At 51.0% G+C, this 18,590-nt stretch carries 14 protein-coding genes; all 14 read right to left on the minus strand.

The features are described 5' to 3' along the window. Positions 1 to 188 precede the first annotated feature (188 nt). Positions 189 to 1,595 (minus strand): hypothetical protein, encoded by a 1,407-nt coding sequence (locus tag QZ311_RS07555; RefSeq protein ID WP_297066199.1) that lies wholly within the window; start codon positions 1,593 to 1,595, stop codon positions 189 to 191. 89 nt (positions 1,596 to 1,684) lie between these two features. After that, positions 1,685 to 3,667, minus strand: a complete 1,983-nt coding sequence (locus QZ311_RS07560; protein ID WP_297066200.1) for a RagB/SusD family nutrient uptake outer membrane protein — start codon at positions 3,665 to 3,667, stop codon at positions 1,685 to 1,687. A gap of 20 nt (positions 3,668 to 3,687) precedes the next feature. Next, positions 3,688 to 6,972, minus strand: a complete 3,285-nt coding sequence (locus QZ311_RS07565) for a TonB-dependent receptor (RefSeq protein ID WP_297066201.1) — start codon at positions 6,970 to 6,972, stop codon at positions 3,688 to 3,690. 256 nt (positions 6,973 to 7,228) lie between these two features. After that, on the minus strand, positions 7,229 to 8,473 hold the full coding sequence (locus QZ311_RS07570; protein WP_297066203.1) for an ATP-binding protein: 1,245 nt from the start codon (positions 8,471 to 8,473) through the stop codon (positions 7,229 to 7,231). Between the two features lie 11 nt (positions 8,474 to 8,484). Next, positions 8,485 to 9,060: a response regulator gene (locus QZ311_RS07575; protein ID WP_297066205.1), complete on the minus strand. Its 576-nt coding sequence runs from the start codon at positions 9,058 to 9,060 to the stop codon at positions 8,485 to 8,487. A gap of 83 nt (positions 9,061 to 9,143) precedes the next feature. Next, complete coding sequence (locus tag QZ311_RS07580; RefSeq protein WP_297066207.1) at positions 9,144 to 9,821, minus strand: ABC transporter ATP-binding protein; 678 nt, start codon at positions 9,819 to 9,821, stop codon at positions 9,144 to 9,146. A gap of 93 nt (positions 9,822 to 9,914) precedes the next feature. Next, a complete protein-coding gene (locus QZ311_RS07585) occupies positions 9,915 to 12,218 on the minus strand; it encodes an FtsX-like permease family protein (RefSeq protein ID WP_297066209.1) in 2,304 nt (767 codons plus the stop codon). Positions 12,219 to 12,401: 183 nt separating this feature from the next. Further along, positions 12,402 to 13,211, minus strand: coding sequence for a 3-deoxy-8-phosphooctulonate synthase (kdsA, locus tag QZ311_RS07590; RefSeq protein ID WP_297066210.1), 810 nt, complete (start codon positions 13,209 to 13,211; stop codon positions 12,402 to 12,404). Between the two features lie 83 nt (positions 13,212 to 13,294). Beyond that, entirely contained in the window at positions 13,295 to 14,008 is a 714-nt protein-coding gene (locus tag QZ311_RS07595; RefSeq protein ID WP_297066215.1) for a 16S rRNA (uracil(1498)-N(3))-methyltransferase, read from the minus strand. Then, positions 14,005 to 15,333, minus strand: coding sequence for an MFS transporter (locus QZ311_RS07600; protein ID WP_297066218.1), 1,329 nt, complete (start codon positions 15,331 to 15,333; stop codon positions 14,005 to 14,007). The genes QZ311_RS07595 and QZ311_RS07600 overlap by 4 nt, the downstream gene beginning before the upstream one ends. Positions 15,334 to 15,412: 79 nt before the next feature. Beyond that, complete coding sequence (locus tag QZ311_RS07605) at positions 15,413 to 16,033, minus strand: bifunctional nuclease domain-containing protein (RefSeq protein ID WP_297066221.1); 621 nt, start codon at positions 16,031 to 16,033, stop codon at positions 15,413 to 15,415. Between the two features lie 23 nt (positions 16,034 to 16,056). Then, entirely contained in the window at positions 16,057 to 17,139 is a 1,083-nt protein-coding gene (mnmA, locus tag QZ311_RS07610) for a tRNA 2-thiouridine(34) synthase MnmA (RefSeq protein ID WP_297066224.1), read from the minus strand. 26 nt (positions 17,140 to 17,165) lie between these two features. Continuing rightward, the gene (locus tag QZ311_RS07615) at positions 17,166 to 17,675 is read right to left on the minus strand and encodes a DoxX family protein (RefSeq protein WP_297066227.1); all 510 of its coding nucleotides are present in this window, start codon (positions 17,673 to 17,675) and stop codon (positions 17,166 to 17,168) included. Between the two features lie 22 nt (positions 17,676 to 17,697). Then, positions 17,698 to 18,585, minus strand: coding sequence for a DUF5106 domain-containing protein (locus QZ311_RS07620; protein ID WP_297066230.1), 888 nt, complete (start codon positions 18,583 to 18,585; stop codon positions 17,698 to 17,700). Positions 18,586 to 18,590 lie beyond the last annotated feature (5 nt).

The raw sequence follows: 18,590 nt of genomic DNA on the forward strand, positions 1-18,590 counted from the left end.
TTGCCTGAGGGTAAGAAAATCCCCCGTCGCTGCTCACGCAGTGGCGGGGGATACTCATTATTACGTCATGTAAATATTAAGAGAATTGATTTTGATATCTGATTAGTTTTCAGGTGTGGCATCTTTATCGATGTTTTCAAGACCTGAATTCGGATTTTTCATCCGAAGATATTCATCCTTGCCGTTTGTTATCGCTGGATGTATTTCTTGCCGTTCTTTATGACGAGACCCTTGTAGTTTTCGTCGACTTTCTGGCCAAGAACGTTGTAGATTACATCTGACTGAGGATTAGCGTCGATAATCACGTCGGAAATTCCGCTTGTCTCTGAGTTGCCGTTGTAACCGTAGTTGGGTGAGCTGTAGTTGTTATAGCCCATAGCGTAGAGGTTGATGTTAGCGCCTGTCTCAGAGCCGAAAATATAGTATTTGTGACCTTCGGTCAGACCGACAATGGCCTTGCTGACAAGAGTCTTGGTGTCAGTTATGTGCGATGAGCTTGCGAGGACGTATGCTCCGACTTCTTCGTTAACAGTGGCATCCCACACATACATGGTGTATTTGTTTGAACCACGGTTTGAGAACAATGTCAGTTCGCCACCTTTCTTTGCTTCTACGGTAAAGATAGCATAGGGCTGCTTGATGCCTTCAGAGAGAGCCTCAATAGCGTAGATGGGATCGGCAGAACCATAACCTGCGGCAGAACCCATCTGGAAGGCTCTGTCAAAGAGTGTGGTATTGATACCTGTCATGCTGACATTTGCGCCCGGCTTGGCAGTGCTGGCGTTGTTCATCACTACTTTCAGGTCTTCAGAGTCGGCAACCACTGTTTCGTTAGGCATTACATAGCCGTACTTATAGTCACCCCAGAGTGCTTCATAGCCTGCAGCCTTAGCGTCGTCCAGAGTCGGAGGAACAATAACGGTTGAGAACTTTGATGCGTCAAATTCAGTTACTGAGTATTTTTCTGATGAGTAGGGGGTATATACCATCTCATAGAGGTTGATATTAGCACCTGTCTCAGAGCCGAAAATATAGTATTTGTGACCTTCGGTCAGACCGACAGTGGCCTTGCTGATAATGGTCTTAGTGTCAGTTATGTGCGATGAGCTTGCGAGGACGTATGCTCCGACTTCTTCATTAACAGTGGCATCCCATACATACATGGTGTACTTGTTCGAGCCACGGTTTGAGAACAATGCCAGTTCGCCACCGATTTTAGCCTCTACTGTAAAGATAGCATAGGGCTGCTTGATGCCTTCAGAAAGAGCTTCAAGGGCATAGATGGGATCGGCTGAGCCATAACCTGCGGCAGAACCCATTTGGAACGAACGGTCAAACAAAGTGGTGTTGATGCCTGACATGCTGATATTTGCTCCGGGTTTGGCTGAGCTTGCGTTGTTCATAACGACTTTGATAGCTTCGTTGTCAACCAGCTGAGTTTCATTGGGGAGTACATAGCCGTACTTGTAGTCACCCCAGAGAGCTTCGTAGCCTGCTGCCTGAGCATCAGCGAGTGTAGGAGGAACAATAACGGTTTGGGCGGTAGCGGCGATAGCCAAGGCTGACGCAGCTGAGAAGAGTAAAATTTTCTTCATAGTAATTTTTTATTAGGAATTATAAGCTATTATCGGTTTATAAGTCCCCGGCCGAAAGGCCGGGGATTTTTATAGTTGTCTGGTTGGATTTAGAAACCTTTGCCGGGAATAGTGCCGTAGCCGTTGTCACCGTACTGGTTCTTGTTGTCAATCTGGTTGAGGAAGTCAGCCGAAATCGGGCGGAGATAGTGTCTGTCCGGGTTGAAGAATCTGGCAGCACGTTCGTTATATTTAGCCAGACGGGCTTCGAAAGCATGGTGGCGCTTGAGGAGTGCCCAGCGGTTGAGCTCGCCGGCCATTTCGCGTGCGTATTCATCGAAGATGACATCTTCGGTGACATTTCCGAGTGCGGGAGTGGTTGCTCCGGGGCGGGTAGCGCGTATGCGCAGGGGCTCAAGATATCTTGCAGCCGCTGACGGATCGCCGAGCTGCTGGCAAGCCTCTGCTGCAATCAGATAGATTTCGGCTGTACGCATAATCATCATGTCGCCGTTCTTTGTATTGAGAGCGCTGCCCCATGAACCGTCGTAGCACCAGTTGAACTTGATCAGCGAGGGATAGAGCTGATAAGAGTTTGTGCCGTCAAACTGCTCGGTCTTGAATTCGGTCGAGTATTCGCTGCTGCCGTAGAGGTCATCGATATTGAGAGTGAAATACTGGCTCTGGGCCTTCTCTTCGGGAGTACGGGGTTCTTTTGACATCACGATAGCAAAACGGTTGTCGTCGAGAGCCACGGGATAGTCAATAACATAGGCGTTCTTGACCTGCAAGAGCTTGTCGGGGTTGCCGGAGGTCTCACCCTTTGGCCACACGCCTGAGGGTACATACTGGTTGTAGGCTCCGCCCTCGACCACTTTCATATCGATGTACGGATAGATTTTCTTGCCGGTAAATTTGGAGTTGATGCCATACTTCTTGACAATGGGAGGAGTGATTGTGACGCAAGTGCCGGCATACGGGCCTACCCACTGGTGGGCGGGGTCTGTCATGGAGAACATGCCGAAGGCAGTCATGAAAGTGTTTTCCCAACGGCGGTCCCATGAGGGGTCGAACACATCAATCGAATACTTCGAGGGTGCGAATGTATTGTTGTTTGTGCGTCCGAGATAGTAGTTACCCTTATCGCTCCTTGTGTAGAGGTCGGTGAGCTTGTTGGGGTTACAGATTGTGTATGTGAAGAGGTTGTTCTTCACATAGTAGTTTTTCATCTCCGAAAGCGTGGCGTTGGCTCCCGATGCAATGAAGAGAGCCTCCTTGTTGTTTCGGTTGTTTTCCTGCGCCCAGAGGTCGTCGATGTTGTCATAGAGATAGACGTTGTAGGCAGAGGAATTGTTGATGATATCCTCGGCAACCTCACGGGCACGCAGCCAGTATGATTTGCCGTCCTCCTGAAGACCTTCGCCAGCGCCCTGTGCGTAGGCACGGGCCAGAATGCCGAGGGCGGTCTTCTTGGTGACACGGGCATAGTTGCCGTCGACGGGAGTATTGTCGAGGGCTTCGGCAGCCTCCTTTAGGTCTGTTGTGATGGATTTATAGAAATCCTCAACTGTGCTTCGGACAGGGCTTGTGTTGATGTTGCCTACCTCCTGATTGGTGAGGGTCACGGGTCCGTAGTAGGTGACAAGAAGGAGATTGTAGAAAGCGCGGAGAGTCTTGGCCTCGGCCACGATTTTGGCTTTTTCTTCCTCTGTGCCACCCACTACCTTGTCGGCATTGGCTATCACAGAGTTACAGGACGGAATTGTGGTATATGCCTGCTTGAAGAGCTTGTTGGAGGCGTTGGTGTTGGTGGTGAGTCCGTCGTAGTAGATGAGCTGTTTCGCATAGTCGCGATTACCCGAGGGGCAGAGCCACATGTCAGTTCCGCCTTCGGCCACGCTCAGGAAGTCATAGACGCTATAGAGCTGTGTGGCGAGCGGTGAGTAGCAGTAAGTGGCAAGACCCTTCCAAGTCTCGAATGAGTTGACGGTCTCATTGCCGGCCGAGGGGTTATACTCGTCGAGACCGCATGAAGTCAGGCCGAGAGTGGAACCCGCGAGAGCCACTAATGTATATTTGAGAAAATTTTTCATTGTTGTTGCTGAGGTTGTTTTTAGAATGTGAGATTAAGACCGAAAACAAATTGCTTGGTAAGGGGGTAGTTGAGGCTGCCGTTCATTTCAGGATCGTAGTCTTTGAGCAGGTCGCTCTTTGCGATTACAAGCGGGTTGGTGAGTGTGGTATAGACGCGGAGCTTGCTGATACCTGCACGCTTCATGAGGTTTTCAGGCAGAGTGTAACCGAGGGTTATGTTCTTAATCTTGAAGTATGAGCCGTTGACAAACGCAAGTGCGTAGTATCCTGTATAGTCGGTGATTCCTCGGCTACTGTTGAGAGCGGGGAAGTAGTGGTTCTGATCGCCGGTAGCCTCAGTCCAGTAGTCAAAGTAGGTCGGGAAGTTTCCTGCCACTGCGGGATCGTATGAGCCGAGCATGTCGTATTTGATTGTCTGGCCGAAACGCATATACATATATACCGATAGGTCGAAGTTCTTGTAGGTGAAGGTGTTCTTCAGACCGAGAGTCCAGTCGGGTGAGTTGTGGCCGAGTACCTGATAGTCGTTGCCGCTGACGGTGTATCTGTTGTCGGCGTCGTAGTGCACAAGCTTGCGCTCAATCACTCCGTTTTCGCCTTCGACATCTTCCCAGCGCGAGAACTGACCGGGGCCGTCATGAATCATGCCGGGGACGTAGACCTTGAGGTCGCCGGGCTTGCAACCGAATACGGCGGCATCTTCGGCCTCAGAAGTCTTCCATGTGCCCTGAAGCTTGTAGTGGTAATATGAGTTGACCGGATGTCCTTTGTAGTAGACATTACCGCCATCACCGTTGGTCATGTATTCCTGGTCGGGGGTCATGAGTCGTGTGATTTCCTCATGGTTGGCTGTGAATGTGCCATTGATTGTCCATGAGAAGTCGCCGGGACGACGTTCGATGAACGGACGGCCTGTCACTGCGAGCTCGATACCGTGGTTGAGGGTCTCGCAGATATTGAGATTGGTCTTATACTGTGTCGAGGCGTTGAACGAACCATTGTTGACAGGCAGGAGGCGGCTGTAGATCACGCCTTCGGTCTTGGTGCGGTAGTAGTCGGCGGTGAGGTCGATGCGTCCTTTGAGCACGCTTGCGTCAATACCGAAGTTCCAGCTCTTTGACTTCTCCCATGTGAGCGAGAGGTTGGCGATATTCTCGGTGAAGTAGCTTGTATTGGCGAGTCCGCCACCGAGGATGGTCATACCCGGGATGAGTGACGAGAAGCTTGAATAGGGGTCGATAGAGGCTGTACCTGTCACACCGTATCCTAAGCGGAGCTTGAGGTTGTCAAGCCAGTTGTCGCGCAGTTTGCTCATGAAGGGTTCGTCGGAGATGCGCCATCCGAGCGAGAATGCGGGGAATGTGTCCCAGCGGTTGCCGTCGGCGAGGCGTGACGAACCGTCGTGGCGGACAGATACGCTTGCGAGATATTTGCCGGCGAATGAGTAGTTGATACGACCTACGAAACCGAGACCCTTTGACATTACATATTCCGATTTGGCCAAAGTGTTTGCAATGTTAGCTTCTTTTTCGCTGAGGTTGTGCCACAGATAGGAGTTTGATGAAAGATTTGTACCCTCGCCGTAGATACCTGACATGCGGTTGTGGTTCCACGATGTAACACCGGTGACGGTGAAATTATGGTCTCTATTAAGGGTGAAATTATAGGTGAGGATGTTTTCCCACTTGTAGTTGACGTAATTATCCTGGTCAACGTAAGCCTTTACGTGGGCGTTTGTTCCTTCTACAGTGGTTGATTGGCTGTCGGTATAGTAGTTATATGAGCCTTCACCCTGGAAGTAGTTGTGGGTGTTGTAGTGGATTGACGCATTTAGGCGGCTCTCCCATGTGAGACCCTTGAGGGGGGTGACACGGATGTAGGGATTGAAGTAGATGCGTGTCTGCTGGTAGTTGTTGCGGTAGTTGCTGCGGTTGTTGAGCAGGAGGCTTGCGTCCTGACTGCCTGCTACCGGTGTGCGGTTCACGTTACCTTCTTCGTCGTAGAGCGAACCGATCGGGCTTTGGATGAGCATTCGGTCAAGTTTGGCGTAGGCTGAGTTGCGGTAGGTGTAGCTGCCCTGCAGATTGACACCGAGGTCGAGCCAGCTGCGCACCTTGTGGTCGATGCGGATGTTGGTCGAGTAAATCTTGTTGTTGTCGTTGGAGTACTGTCCTTCCTCGTCAGAGAAGTTGAGCGAGAAGTAGGCTTTGGTCTTCTCTGTGCCGCCACTGACAGAAACAGAGTAGTTCTGTGTCACGCCGGTCTGCAGCAGCGCGTCGGCCCAGTCAATGGAGTTAGCGCCAAGCCAAGAGTCGACTGTGAGATTCGGATTGAGGTCGAGCGCGCCCTGATAGGCTAATGCTGCACTGCCGAGGATGTCAGTCGGATCGGTCGGGCCACCGCCGGCGGTGATTGCCTGCTTGCGAAGTTCGTAGAATCCGCGTGAGTTGTAGACCTTGGGAACGGTAGACCATCCGTTGACACCGACGTAAGCATTGAAATTGACTGTTGTCTTACCTTCTTTGCCGCTCTTTGTGGTAACGATGATAATACCGTTGGCTCCTGACGAACCGTAGATTGCAGTCGATGATGCGTCTTTTAGCACCTCGATGCTTTCGATGTCATTGGGGTTGATGGTGTTGATGTCGCCGGGCATGCCATCGATGATATAAGTGGGGTCTCCGGACGCTGTGAACGAACGGTTGCCTCGTAGCTGAACTTTCGGTGTGGCTCCTGCCTGACCTGATGCACGTGTGATGTCGAGACCTGCCACCTTGCCTTGGAGTGCGTCCATGGCATTTGCTGTGGGTGAGAGGGTTATGTCTTCGTTTTTCACCGATGCAACAGCACCTGTGAGGTCACGTTTTTTTACTGTACCGTAGCCGATTGCCACAACTTCGTCGAGGACATTGGAGTCTAGCTCCATTTTGACTTCGATAGAGCTGCGTCCGTCGACTTTGACTGACTGCGGTTTGTAGCCGATGTAAGAGAAATGGAGAGTTGCGCCGGGATGGACGTTGAGAGTGAACTGACCGTCGAAATCTGTTGCGACACCGACTTTTGTTCCTTCTTCAATGACGGAAACGCCAATCATGGGTTCGCCGTTTTCGTCAAGAACCACGCCTGTAACGCGCTGTGTTGTTGCAACTTGTTGTGTTTCAGCGGGTTGATTTCCCCTACTGTCAGATGCCTGAACAGTCTGAGCTGCACCACCCATAAGGCATAAAGCAAGCGCTGTGCATGCCAACTTCCTGTCGGTCACGGCGTTGAGCCCTGACACAGGAGCCTTGGAGTTTCTTTTCATGATGCTGGTTAAATATAAGATTGAGTGTAAAATTTATTGACTACGATTAAATACCGATAAAAGTTATTTAAGGTAATTTTGGTAAACAATGGCAAATGTAGGTAAATTTTTTTGAATCGGACAACAGTTTTAGACTAAAAAGTTAGAAAAATGTCCGAAATCGGTCATATTGTGTCCGTTTAGGGGACAAAATGACCAAAAAGATGTTGATTTAGAGGGGTATCTTATTGTCCGAAACCAAATGGGTCTTATTGTTTCATGAGTTTTTCGTCGGCAGTGTCAGTGTGAATCGTGTCGGAATCGTGTCGGGGGTAGAGCTTAGTGAAAGTGAGCCGCCATTTGCGATGATTAAACGTCGGCTGAGGCTCAGTCCTATGCCTGAGCCTTGTGGGCGGGTGGTGAAGAATGGTGTGAAAATCCTTGGTGCGATGTCGGTGGCGATCGGGAGGCCGTCGTTCTCGATTTCGATGCGGATTGTCGTGTCGGTTATGGATAGGCGGATTGTGATGAGTGTCGCCCCGGCTTCGACGGCATTTTTAAGAAGATTGACCATTACCTGCCGGAGCTGGTCGCGGTCGGCATAGACGGTGAGACTGCCGGCCGGGAGCGACAGGCTGAAGTCGATGTCGCCGGGGGTGGCAGTGAGGGCTGCGTCATGATAAATGTCTGGCTTGCATTCTGCTCCTGCGCGCGACAGGCTTATAGCGTCTTCAATCAGGGGACGTAGGTCGAAGATTGATTTTTCAGGTAAGGGGAGTGTGGATATGCGTCTGTAGTTCACGACGAAATCTTTCAGACCGCGTGTCGACCGGCTTATCACATCGAGTCCACGGGTCATGTAGTCGTTGTCGCCGTCGTAGCGCATCCTGAGGGTTTCGGCTATGGAAACTACGGGGGCTATGCCGTTCATGATTTCGTGGGTCAGGACGCGGCTCATTTCCGACCATGTCTCTACGGTCGAGTTTTCAAGCTGTATGGAGATGTCGTCGAGTGTGACTATGAGCAGTCGCCGGCCGTCGTGGCGCGTGAAGGCAGAACTTTTTACGGCGAGATTTCGTATTGTGGTGTTAATCCCTGATTGTGAGCCGGAAAGCAGCTCTGTCAGCTCCGGCCATGAGCCGGAGAGCGATGACAGATGAGTGAGTGCCGGTCGTCCGAGCAGCCTGAGGGCTGCGGGGTTTGCAAGGATGATGTGGCCGGTCTGGTTGATGACCATCACGCCAGTAGCCACGTTGTCGGTTATCGATTCGTAGTATTTCTCTGTTTCGGATATTCGTGCCCGGAGTGCTGAAAGACTTTGTGCGATGCGGTTGAGAGTGGCGTTGACATCATGGTCGGAATTGGCAGGGAATCGTATCGAAGTGTCGGCCGATTCAATCGCTTCGAGCAGCAGCCTGAGTCTACGGCGTGTACGGGTCATGTAGCGGTACGACATGTGTGCCCCCCATGCAATGAGGAGAATTCCGATGATTGTCAGTATGACAGTCTGTGCTGTTGTCACTGTTCAGAGTCTTATTGTAGGTGATGTCGCTTTAGCTTATTGTAGAGAGTCTGTCGTGTGATGCCGAGTTGCGTAGCTGTGGCCGACAGGTTTCCTCCGTTGTCGGCAAGGGCTTCGGAAATCATCTGTCGCTCCATCTGTTCGAGGGTTATAGGGGATGAATGGCGAGAGGTTTCCGGCATGTCGTATGCCTTTTCGGAACTTTGCGGCGAGAGGTGTTGGGTGGCTGCATGAATGAGTGTCTGGAGCAGGCGTGCATTGCTCCACGGCTTGCTGACGAAGTCGGCCGCGCCTTCTTTCAGCCCTTGCACGGCAAGCTCTATTTCGGCGTAGGCGGTGAACAGTACCACGGGTGTGGCAGGCGATAGGCGGCGGATTTCGCTCAGCCAGTAGAGTCCTTCGTTGCCGTTGGTCACAGGCGATGAGAAGTTCATGTCGAGCAACACACAGTCGGGGTTTTCCTCGCGCAGCAGCTGTGGGATGCGTGAGGGCGAGGTTGTGGTCGCTACCCGGTCAAACTTTATTTCTGCGAGAAGTCTGACGGCGGAAAGCACCGAGCGGTTGTCGTCGACAACGAGGAGGGTCATTTTGTTTAAGTATTAAGTATGAAGTATTAAGTAGTAAGTACGAAGTATTAAGGTTTGGGTGGGTTTATGTGACTGCAAATCTACTACTTTTTATGGACTTCGCCAACGATAGATCCGTCGAAGAGATGGACTATGCGTGAGGCGTAGGCTGCGTCGCGGTCGGAGTGTGTCACCATGACGATTGTCGTGCCTTCACGGTTGAGTTCGGAGAGCAGTTCCATTATTTCGCGTCCGTTTTTGGAGTCGAGATTTCCGGTCGGTTCGTCGGCGAGAATCAGCTCCGGACGGGTGACGAGGGCGCGGGCTATGGCTACGCGCTGCTGCTGTCCGCCTGAAAGCTGTTGCGGGAGATGGGTGGAGCGGTGGCTCATGTTGACTTTGGTCAGCATTTCGTCGACGCGTTTGCGGCGCTCGCTGCGGCTGAGACCGAGATAGGTGAGCGGGAGTTCGACGTTGTGGGCCACGTCGATTTCGTCAATGAGGTTGAAGCTCTGAAACACGAAGCCGATATGGCCTTTACGCATCTGTCCGCGTTCTTTTTCCTTCAGGTTTGATACTTCACGTCCGTTTAGCTTATAGCTTCCGGCTGTCGGTGAGTCAAGGAGTCCGATGATGTTGAGCAGGGTCGATTTTCCGCATCCGCTTGGGCCCATAATGGCGATAAATTCACCGGGGGCGATGTCGAGGTTGACTCCGTTGAGCGCTACGGTTTCGATTTCGTCAGTGCGGAAATATTTTGAAAGAGCCGTTGTTTTAATCATCTTTTTTATTGTTTAAATGGTTAAGGAGCGTGGGTATAAAAGGTGAATTATAGGGAGGAGGTTGAAGTTTGAAACGTCGTCACACATCATATTTTACTCTGATTTGAGTCTGTTGACAGGATTTTCGTTGGCGATGCGGTAGGTGACGGCTATGACACACGCCACCACGAGCATGAGGACTGTCAGACCGGCAAGTATATACCATAGGCCGATGTGTGGGGCTGTGACCGAGAAGTTGCTGAGCCATATATGTCCGATATAGGCTGCGCATAGCACTCCGAGAATGATGGCAGGAATGGCGATACGAGCCACATCGGCGATAATAAGGCTGACAATATCGGAGGCTTCAGCTCCGTTGACTTTGCGGATGGCTATCTCTTTGCTGCGTCGCTGCACTTCGTCGCGTGCGAATCCAATCAGGCCCATCAGTGAAATGAAAATCAATGCGACAGAGGCGATGAGGGCCGAGTTTCGGAACATGCGCACATCGGAGTAGATTTCGATGGCTTCTTCGGGCATTTTTACAGGTGCGAAATCATAGGCAGGAAAAGTCCCGGACAGAAAATCGACAAGTTTTGTGAAGTTTTGGTCGAACGGTTCTTTTATTTTCAGATATGAATTTCCCGAGAAACCACCGTAGATAAGGCATATAGGACGAAGTTCCTCGACAAATCCGCCTAACTGATAGTCTTTTGCTATGCCTACAAGTTTGAGCGAAACCCCGAAGCCTTTGTTGGAATACAACTTTCCGATGTCATCGGTGGTAAGGTTCATGCGCCGTCCGAATTCTTCGGATATGACGACTTCGCCATCGCGTTCGATGCCTCTGCCGGCCACAATTCCGATTTCCATCGCATCAAGGAAGTTTTCGTCAATCCATTCGATACGGGTATTGAAAATGATATTTCCGGCCTCGTCATATAAGTGCTGTCCGCTGTAGCCCCATAATGGGTCGGAAGCCGATGCAGTCATTTTTTCTATATATGGCAGTTGCTTGAGGGTTGATTTCAAAGCTTCATTGTCGAGCTGATAGGGGATGTCGATTTTTGCCATGCGTTCGATGGAGAACCCCATGTCGCGGTTTGTGATTTCACCGTATTGTGCGCTGACAACAGTCATCAGTGTCCCGACGAAGGCCACACCGCCTATCTGGATGAAAAGGAGTGTGCGTTTCCACGCACTATTGCGTTCGGTGAAACGTCGGAACACCTGTGTAACCGGTATTCTCGAAAATATCCGTCCCGGCAAGAGCCCACCGAGCAGGAAGAAAAATGTCAGGACTGAGAATGGAATCCACAATCGAGAAGTGGCGAAGATGTCGTCCGGAGAGAGCGAGAGAGTATCTGAAATCAGTTTTTCAAATGCAAATATCAGGATGACCATCACCACGCATGCGCTCATGAGCACAATGATGGTTTCGCATAGAAACATGCGCATAATAGTGATGTTTCCTGCGCCTGAGCATTTATGTATTCCGATTGCTTTTGAGCGGCGTGACAGGGAGGCTATTGTCAGAAGTGCGTAGTTAAGAGTGGTCATCAACAACAGTGAGACACCGAGAATCCACATCACAAGATTGATTCTTTTGACAGAGTCATATTGCAGGTATGTCCGGCTTATCGGGTTGCACGCAACCACGCTGCTATACGAGTCGGTGTCCGGAACGTGTGATTGATAGGTCTGATTGAGTTTGCGTTCTATATCTCCGTCTTTTAACTCGCTGTCGGGTTTTAATCTGAAATAGATAAGCCAGTTGTCAGCTCCGCTCCATTCTTGGTAGCGTTGGTAGCTTCGCCATGTCGGTTGCGACAGCAGGGCCTTGAAAGGTTCGATAGTTACATTTTTAGGCAAATCTTTGAACACGCCTTTGACCATGACGGTGGTTTCGCGGTCAAGAGAAAGGGTCTTCCCAATAGGGTTTTCTTCGCCGTAAAGATTGCTGGCTGTCGATTCGCTGAGATAGATTATATCGGGTACGGCCATGTCAGCGGACGGGTTTCCGGTTAACACTTCAAGTCCCATAGTCTTGAAAAACATGGAATCGACAGCCAATTTCGGAATGTCGATACGGCGGTCACCGAGAAATAGAGGAGGAAGTGAGTGACTACCGACGGCTGTAGCAGATATGACATCGTTTCCCAATGCTTCCATGGCGCATTCCGCGAGTTTTCCGGGGCATGAGTTAAACGGTCCGAACTTCTCGCCGTTGATGTCGTATGACATCCAGATCTGATACAGATTGTCACGGTCGGGGAAGCAGGTATCATAATTGTAGTTGTAGTCGAGTCGTCCGAATACAAGCGTGCTCACAAGCAGTCCGACCGCAACTGAAATGATTTTGATGGCGTTGGCAGCCTTCTGAGTGAGCATTGAGTGGATGACATAGTAGAGTTTCACAGTGAGAATAAATTATAATGGTGAGTGTTTACTATGCAAAGTTAGCGCGGTTTTTTGCGGCGTGGCTGTAAAATAAAGAGCAGCAGGGTGTTGCCTTGCCGCTCAAAATGTAAAAGTGTAAAATATTTTTACAATCTCTGTAATGGTGGAATGTTTATGTCATTCGGTTGGTCGAGGAAAGAGTCACAGATTGTTGACCGCCTCGCGGATGATGCACAGGCGGCGCAGGAGCTCCGGCATACGGTCGAGCGGGAGCATGTTGGCTCCGTCGCTTTTTGCTCTGGATGGATCAGGATGAGTTTCCATGAAAAGGCCGTCGACTCCGACTGCCACTCCGGCGCGGGCTATGGGTTCGATGAGGTCGGGACGTCCTCCTGTCACACCGGCAGCCTGATTTGGCTGCTGCAATGAGTGGGTGATGTCGAGAATCACCGGTGCTCCGAATTTTTGCATCTCAGGGATTCCGCGATAGTCGACCACGAGATCCTGATAGCCGAAGGTGACGCCTCGTTCCGTCAGTGCCACGTTGTCGTTTCCGGCATCGCGCACCTTCTGGAGCGCGAATTGCATGGAATCGGGGGAAAGGAACTGGCCTTTCTTGATGTTTACCGCGCGTCCTGTGCGGGCTGCGGCGACGAGAAGGTCGGTCTGACGGCAAAGGAAGGCGGGAATCTGCAACACGTCGACAAATTCTGCGGCCATAGCGGCCTCTTCGGCGGCATGGATATCGGTAACGACGGGAACACCGAACGTGTCGCGCACCTTTTTGAGTATGCCGAGGGCCTCAATGTCGCCTATGCCGGTGAATGAATCGAGGCGCGAACGGTTGGCTTTACGGTATGAGCCTTTGAAGACGAATGGAATGCCGAGACGCGAGGTGGTTTCCGCAAGTTTTTCGGCTATGTCGAGAGCCATTTTTTCCCCTTCGATGACGCATGGTCCGGCAAGGAGAAAAAACATTGGCTGTGATGAGTATTCTTCGAAAGAAAACATTTTTCTTGTTAAAGTATTAAGGATTAGGTGTTAAGTATTAAGTGTAAGTCTATGGGAATTATTCACGATGCTTTAATTATTCACTATGAATTAATTTTAGCATCGAGTATGTGGCATGCAGAGAGGGCATAGAGGGCTGCGGTCTCTGTGCGGAGACGGTTGTCGCCGAGCGTCACCGGCCGGAAACCGGCCTCAAGTGTCTGGCTGATTTCCGAAGGAGAGAAGTCGCCCTCGGGCCCGATGAGGATTAGGGTGTCGCGTCCGGCCTCGTAGCTCTGTGCGAAGTCGACGCGAGGAAGAGTCGGATCGCAGTAGGCCACGACTCTCTGCGCGTCGGGCATCATTTTGATGACTTCGCGCAACGGGGTCATTTCCATTATGGCGGGTAGTGTGGCTTTCAGCGACTGCTTCATAGCCGAGACAGCAATCTTTTCGAGCCGTTCGGTCTTTATTTCACGCCTTTCACTGCGGTCACAGAGCAGAGGTATGATTGTGTTGACACCTACTTCGGTCATCTTTTCGACAAGCCATTCCATGCGGTCCATGTGCTTGGTCGGAGCTACGGCCACGGCCAGCTGCTGTTTCCACGGCAGAGGCATTGGCGCTGATGAGATAATTTCGACTGCTGCATGCTTATGGTGGGCATCGGCAAGACGGCAGGTGTATGCCGTCCCGCGTCCGTCTATGACCTGAAGTTCGTCGCCCTCGCGCATACGCAGCACTTTGACTGCGTGGCGCGAGTCGCTTTCGGGTAGTTCAAGGGTTTCCTTGATGTCGGGGGCAAAAAACTGTATCATTCGTCAATCATTCCGTCCGCGCCCGAGTTTGCCTCATCGATATTGGCTTTTACTGCCGAGGCCGACGGTTGTTTACTGTCTTTAAAAATGAACATGAATAATATAGCTATCACAAGGGCATATGCCGCGAAGATAAACCATGAAGTTTCCCATCCGGCATGCTGTGCTTCAGGAGTGGTCTGGGAGAATACGAAGTGATTCACGATTCCCTGTGCGCAAAGAGTGCCGATGGTTGCGCCTATGCCGTTGGTCATGATCATGAAGAGGCCTTGTGCGCTGCTGCGGATATCGGTCGAGGTTTCCTGATCGACGTAAAGACCGCCTGAGACATTGAAGAAATCGAATGCGATGCCGTAGACTATACATGAGATGACAAGAAGCCAAAGGCCGTCACCGGTGTTTCCAAGTCCGAAAAATCCGAAACGGAGCACCCATGCGAACATCGACATCAGCATGACGCCTTTGATTCCAAGTTTTTTCAGACAGAAGGGAATGAGGAGTATACACAGTGTCTCGCTCATCTGCGACAGAGAGATAAGGGCATTGGCATTGTGTGCGCCCCATGTGTCGGCATATTCGGCTATTTCAGAAAATGAGGTTATGAAGGTGTTGCCGTAGCTGTTTGTAATCTGAAGTGATACACCGAGAAACATGCTGAACAGGAAGAATATGGCCATCCGTTTCTGCTTGAAGAGTTTGAAGGCTTTGAGTCCGAGCACGTCTGCAATCGAGCTTGCAGCCTCTTTTTTTGTCGGACATGACGGTAGTGACAGAGCATATCCGGCAAGAATGAAACTGAGTACGGCAGAGGTTATGAGCTGCCATGCGTTGGTCTGGAATTGTGTGAAGTTGACAAACAGCATCGAGCAGATGAAACCGACTGTGCCGAACACACGTATCGGGGGAAAGTGTTTGATCGTGTCGAGTCCGGCACGGTTGAGGGCGTTGAACGCCACGGAATTGCCAAGGCCGATTGTCGGCATGAAAAATGCGACGGATAGAGTGTAGAGGGTGAACAGCGGACCGAACTCGACCTGTGATGTGGTGAGGCAGTAGAGTCCGGCGGCGGCCATGAAACATCCTGCAAGAAGATGACACAGGCTCAGCATGCGTTGTGCTTGGACGTAGCGGTCGGCAATAATGCCGATGACAGCCGGCATGAAGAGCGATACGATACCTTGGACAGTGTAGAACCATCCGATTTGTTTTTCAAGGCCGATGGAATAAAGAAAATTGCCGAGGGAGATTAGATATGCGCCCCAGACACCGAACTCCAGAAAGTTCATCAGCGCAAGGCGGAGTTCTATGGGTCGGATTTTAATCATGTCTGTTTAGTTTTTTGTTAGAGGTTAGATTCAGGATGCCTGCGCATATGCAGGCGGTTTTTATGTTTGGAATAGTTTTTCAGGGTTGGTTTTCGTCACGTTTGCGTTTGAGTATTTCAGCCACTCGGGCAGCTTCCTCATATTCTTCGCGGTCAATCAACTTCTGGAGAGTCTTTTCCAGTTCTTCGACGGCATAATTCTCAAGTTTCGGCTCTCGAACGCAATCTTCGTCTAAGGTCTCCTGTCCGGAATCGTCGTCGGTGTCGCCTTCCTCTTTCAGCTCCATTTCAAAACCGGTCTCGTTGAGAATCTCGGGAGTGGTGAAAATCGGCGCGCCCGTCCGCATTGCGATGGCTATGGCGTCGCTTGTCCGGGAGTCGATGGAAATGGTGCGGTCTCCGTCCGAGAAGGTCATTTCCGATGAAAATATGCCGTCCTCAAACCGGTATATGAACACTTCGATGAGTTTCACTCCGAAAGCATGGGCGAAACTGACAAATATGTCGTGGGTCATGGGACGGGGAGGCGTGATGCTCTCCATCTTGATTGCTATGGACTGGGCTTCGGCCGCGCCGATTACCACCGGGATGCGGTAAGGGCCGCCGACTTGTGCGAGAATGAGCGCATAGGCCCCAGTCTGAATCTGACTGTATGACAGGCCCATGACTTTAAGCCTTATTCTGTCGTCGTTTTCTGCCATCGGATTGTGTTTATGTCAAGACACTATAGTTTCATAACGTCACGGCCGGTGATGATTCCGCTTCCGTAACATAATTTAGCATCACGGTCATAGATGACTCCGAACTGTCCCGGCGCTATTCCTTGGACAGGGACTTCAGACTCTATGATGTATTCGCTGCCTTCTACCCGGCTCAGACGGGCGGGCAGGAAATCGGGTGAGTGGCGGTTTTTGAAGGTGATTTCGACTTCGCGGCAATCATCCGGCCAAGGGTCGCGTGTGATCCAGTGCATCTCGTCGAGATGCAGAAGTTTGCCATATTGCTTTTCAGTGTCGTAGCCCTGCGATACGTATATGACGTTGTCGTGTACGTTTTTCTTGACTACATACCACGGACCTCCGCTGAGGCCGAGGCCTTTCCGCTGACCGATTGTGTGGAACCAGAATCCGCGGTGTTCGCCGAGTTTGCGCCCTGTTTCGAGTTCGATGATAGGGCCGGGCTTTTCGCCGAGATGACGGCGGATGAAATCATTGTAGTTTATCTTTCCGAGGAAACAGATGCCTTGGCTGTCGCGACGGTAGGCGTTCGGCATACGGGTCTCCACTGCAATCTCACGCACTTTTGCCTTCGGGAGGGTCCCGATAGGGAAGATGAGATGGCTCAGCTGCTTGTAGGAAATGCGACACAGGAAATCTGTCTGGTCCTTTACGCGGTCGACTCCTGTCCCGAGCCATACGAGGCCGTCGATTTCATGAGTCGTGGCATAGTGCCCGGTCGCTGTCTTGTCGAATTCGTGTCCCCAGCGTTCTTCGAAAAATCCGAACTTTATCATTTTGTTGCACATGATGTCGGGATTCGGGGTCAGACCTTCGCGGACGGTGCGTAACGCATAGTCCATCACGTTGTCCCAATATTCCTGATGGAGCGACACGACATCAAACGGAAGTCCATAGTGACGTGCGATGTAGGTGCACATTTCGATGTCTTCCTCTGCAGAGCAATCGCCCTCGCCGTTGTCAAGGCCGATGCGTATATAAAATAGGTGTAGGTCGTAGCCCTGTTCAAGCAGCTGGTGTACAGCGACTGCACTGTCCACACCGCCTGATATGAGAACTGCTATTTTCATATCGGTATTATCGTAATTTTTGTCATCTATACGTCTTCAAGCTCCTCTTCTTCATACTTGCCTTTCTGGCTGATGATGTAGAGCGAAATGAAGTAGTCGAGCGATATCTTGCCCGGACCGGCGATGAGGAGATAGATATAAATGCCGATAAACATGATTGGCAGGTAGCCCGGATCTGTGCTGTCGAGTCCATAGACAGGGAGATTCGGGAGCATATTGTGGAGGATATAATATTCGGCGGCAATCATGGTGCATATCGGCGGGATTACGCTAAGACGCGTCAGGAATCCGGCCATAATCAGAAGCGAGCACACGAGTTCGATTATAATCATGATTATGAGCGAACATTCCGACGACATGTTGAGCACGGTCGGAAATGAATTGCACAGCTCGCTGTAGTTGACCAGATGGCGGATGCCGAACTGGAGAAACATCACCCCGACGAATAGCCTCATGAACAGGCGTGCAAGGTTTGAATATGTGTAGCCCGATAACTTTACAAACCAGTTGACGGGCGCTGAATAATACCAGCTCATTGTTTTATCGGTTTTTAAGTTTCTATCGCTTTTTCAGCTGCCGGGTCACATCGAGCACCTGATCTATCGAGAGGTGTTTGAAGCGTATGTTGTGGTTGCGGTCGAGGATATAGAATTCCGGAGTCCCTGCGCGCAGGTCGATTGTCATGTCGGCGTCGGGATTCGCTCCGACTCTCCATGTCGAGGGGTAGGAGGCTACGGCTTCTTTCCACTCCGGCGTGGGTTCGGAGAGTGAGATTGAAACGACCTTTAATTTGCCCTCCGCGATGAGTTGCGTGGTGGAGATGTCTGCGTCGAGTCGCAGTTTGGCAAGGTTGCAGTCGTCGCAGTCGGGATCATTGAAGAACACAACGACTACATCGGCTGAGTCATTGTCGAGATTTCCGGCTGTGCCTTCGCGGGTGGTGTAGGGGAGCGAGGGAGCCGGGAAACGGGCCAGTGAGTTTTTCAGTATTTTCTCCTGATGCGCGAAACGTGCCTTTGTGGCCTTGTCGATTCGCTTGTTGGAGGCTACAGCGTGAGCGAATGGAAGATAAAGTTCGTCAATCCACATTTCTGCTGTGTCGCCATAAAGGAGATTTTCGGCACATTCAGCCATGAAAAGCTGATCGGCAGGCTGCTTTTCGAGCTTTTTGTTAAAACGGACCACGGAGGCTATCGCCGAATCCGGGTTGGCGTTTTTGAGAATTGAAATGTAGACGTTGAATTCCTGTGCCATCTTGGCTTTGGCTGAGAAAGCCTTTTTCAGGTCGCAGAAATCCCAGAAATGGCGCGCGAGATAGTCGCATCGTTTCTGAAACATCCCGATGGAGTCAGGGATGATCGGATAGGGGAAATATGTGTCTGCCTTTGCCCCTGCGCTTATGCCTAACAGGAGAAGGAGACCGAATAACAGACGTTTTAGATTCATTAAGA

Origin of the sequence: uncultured Duncaniella sp., from assembly GCF_910578445.1 — a bacterium.
GTDB lineage: Bacteria > Bacteroidota > Bacteroidia > Bacteroidales > Muribaculaceae > Duncaniella.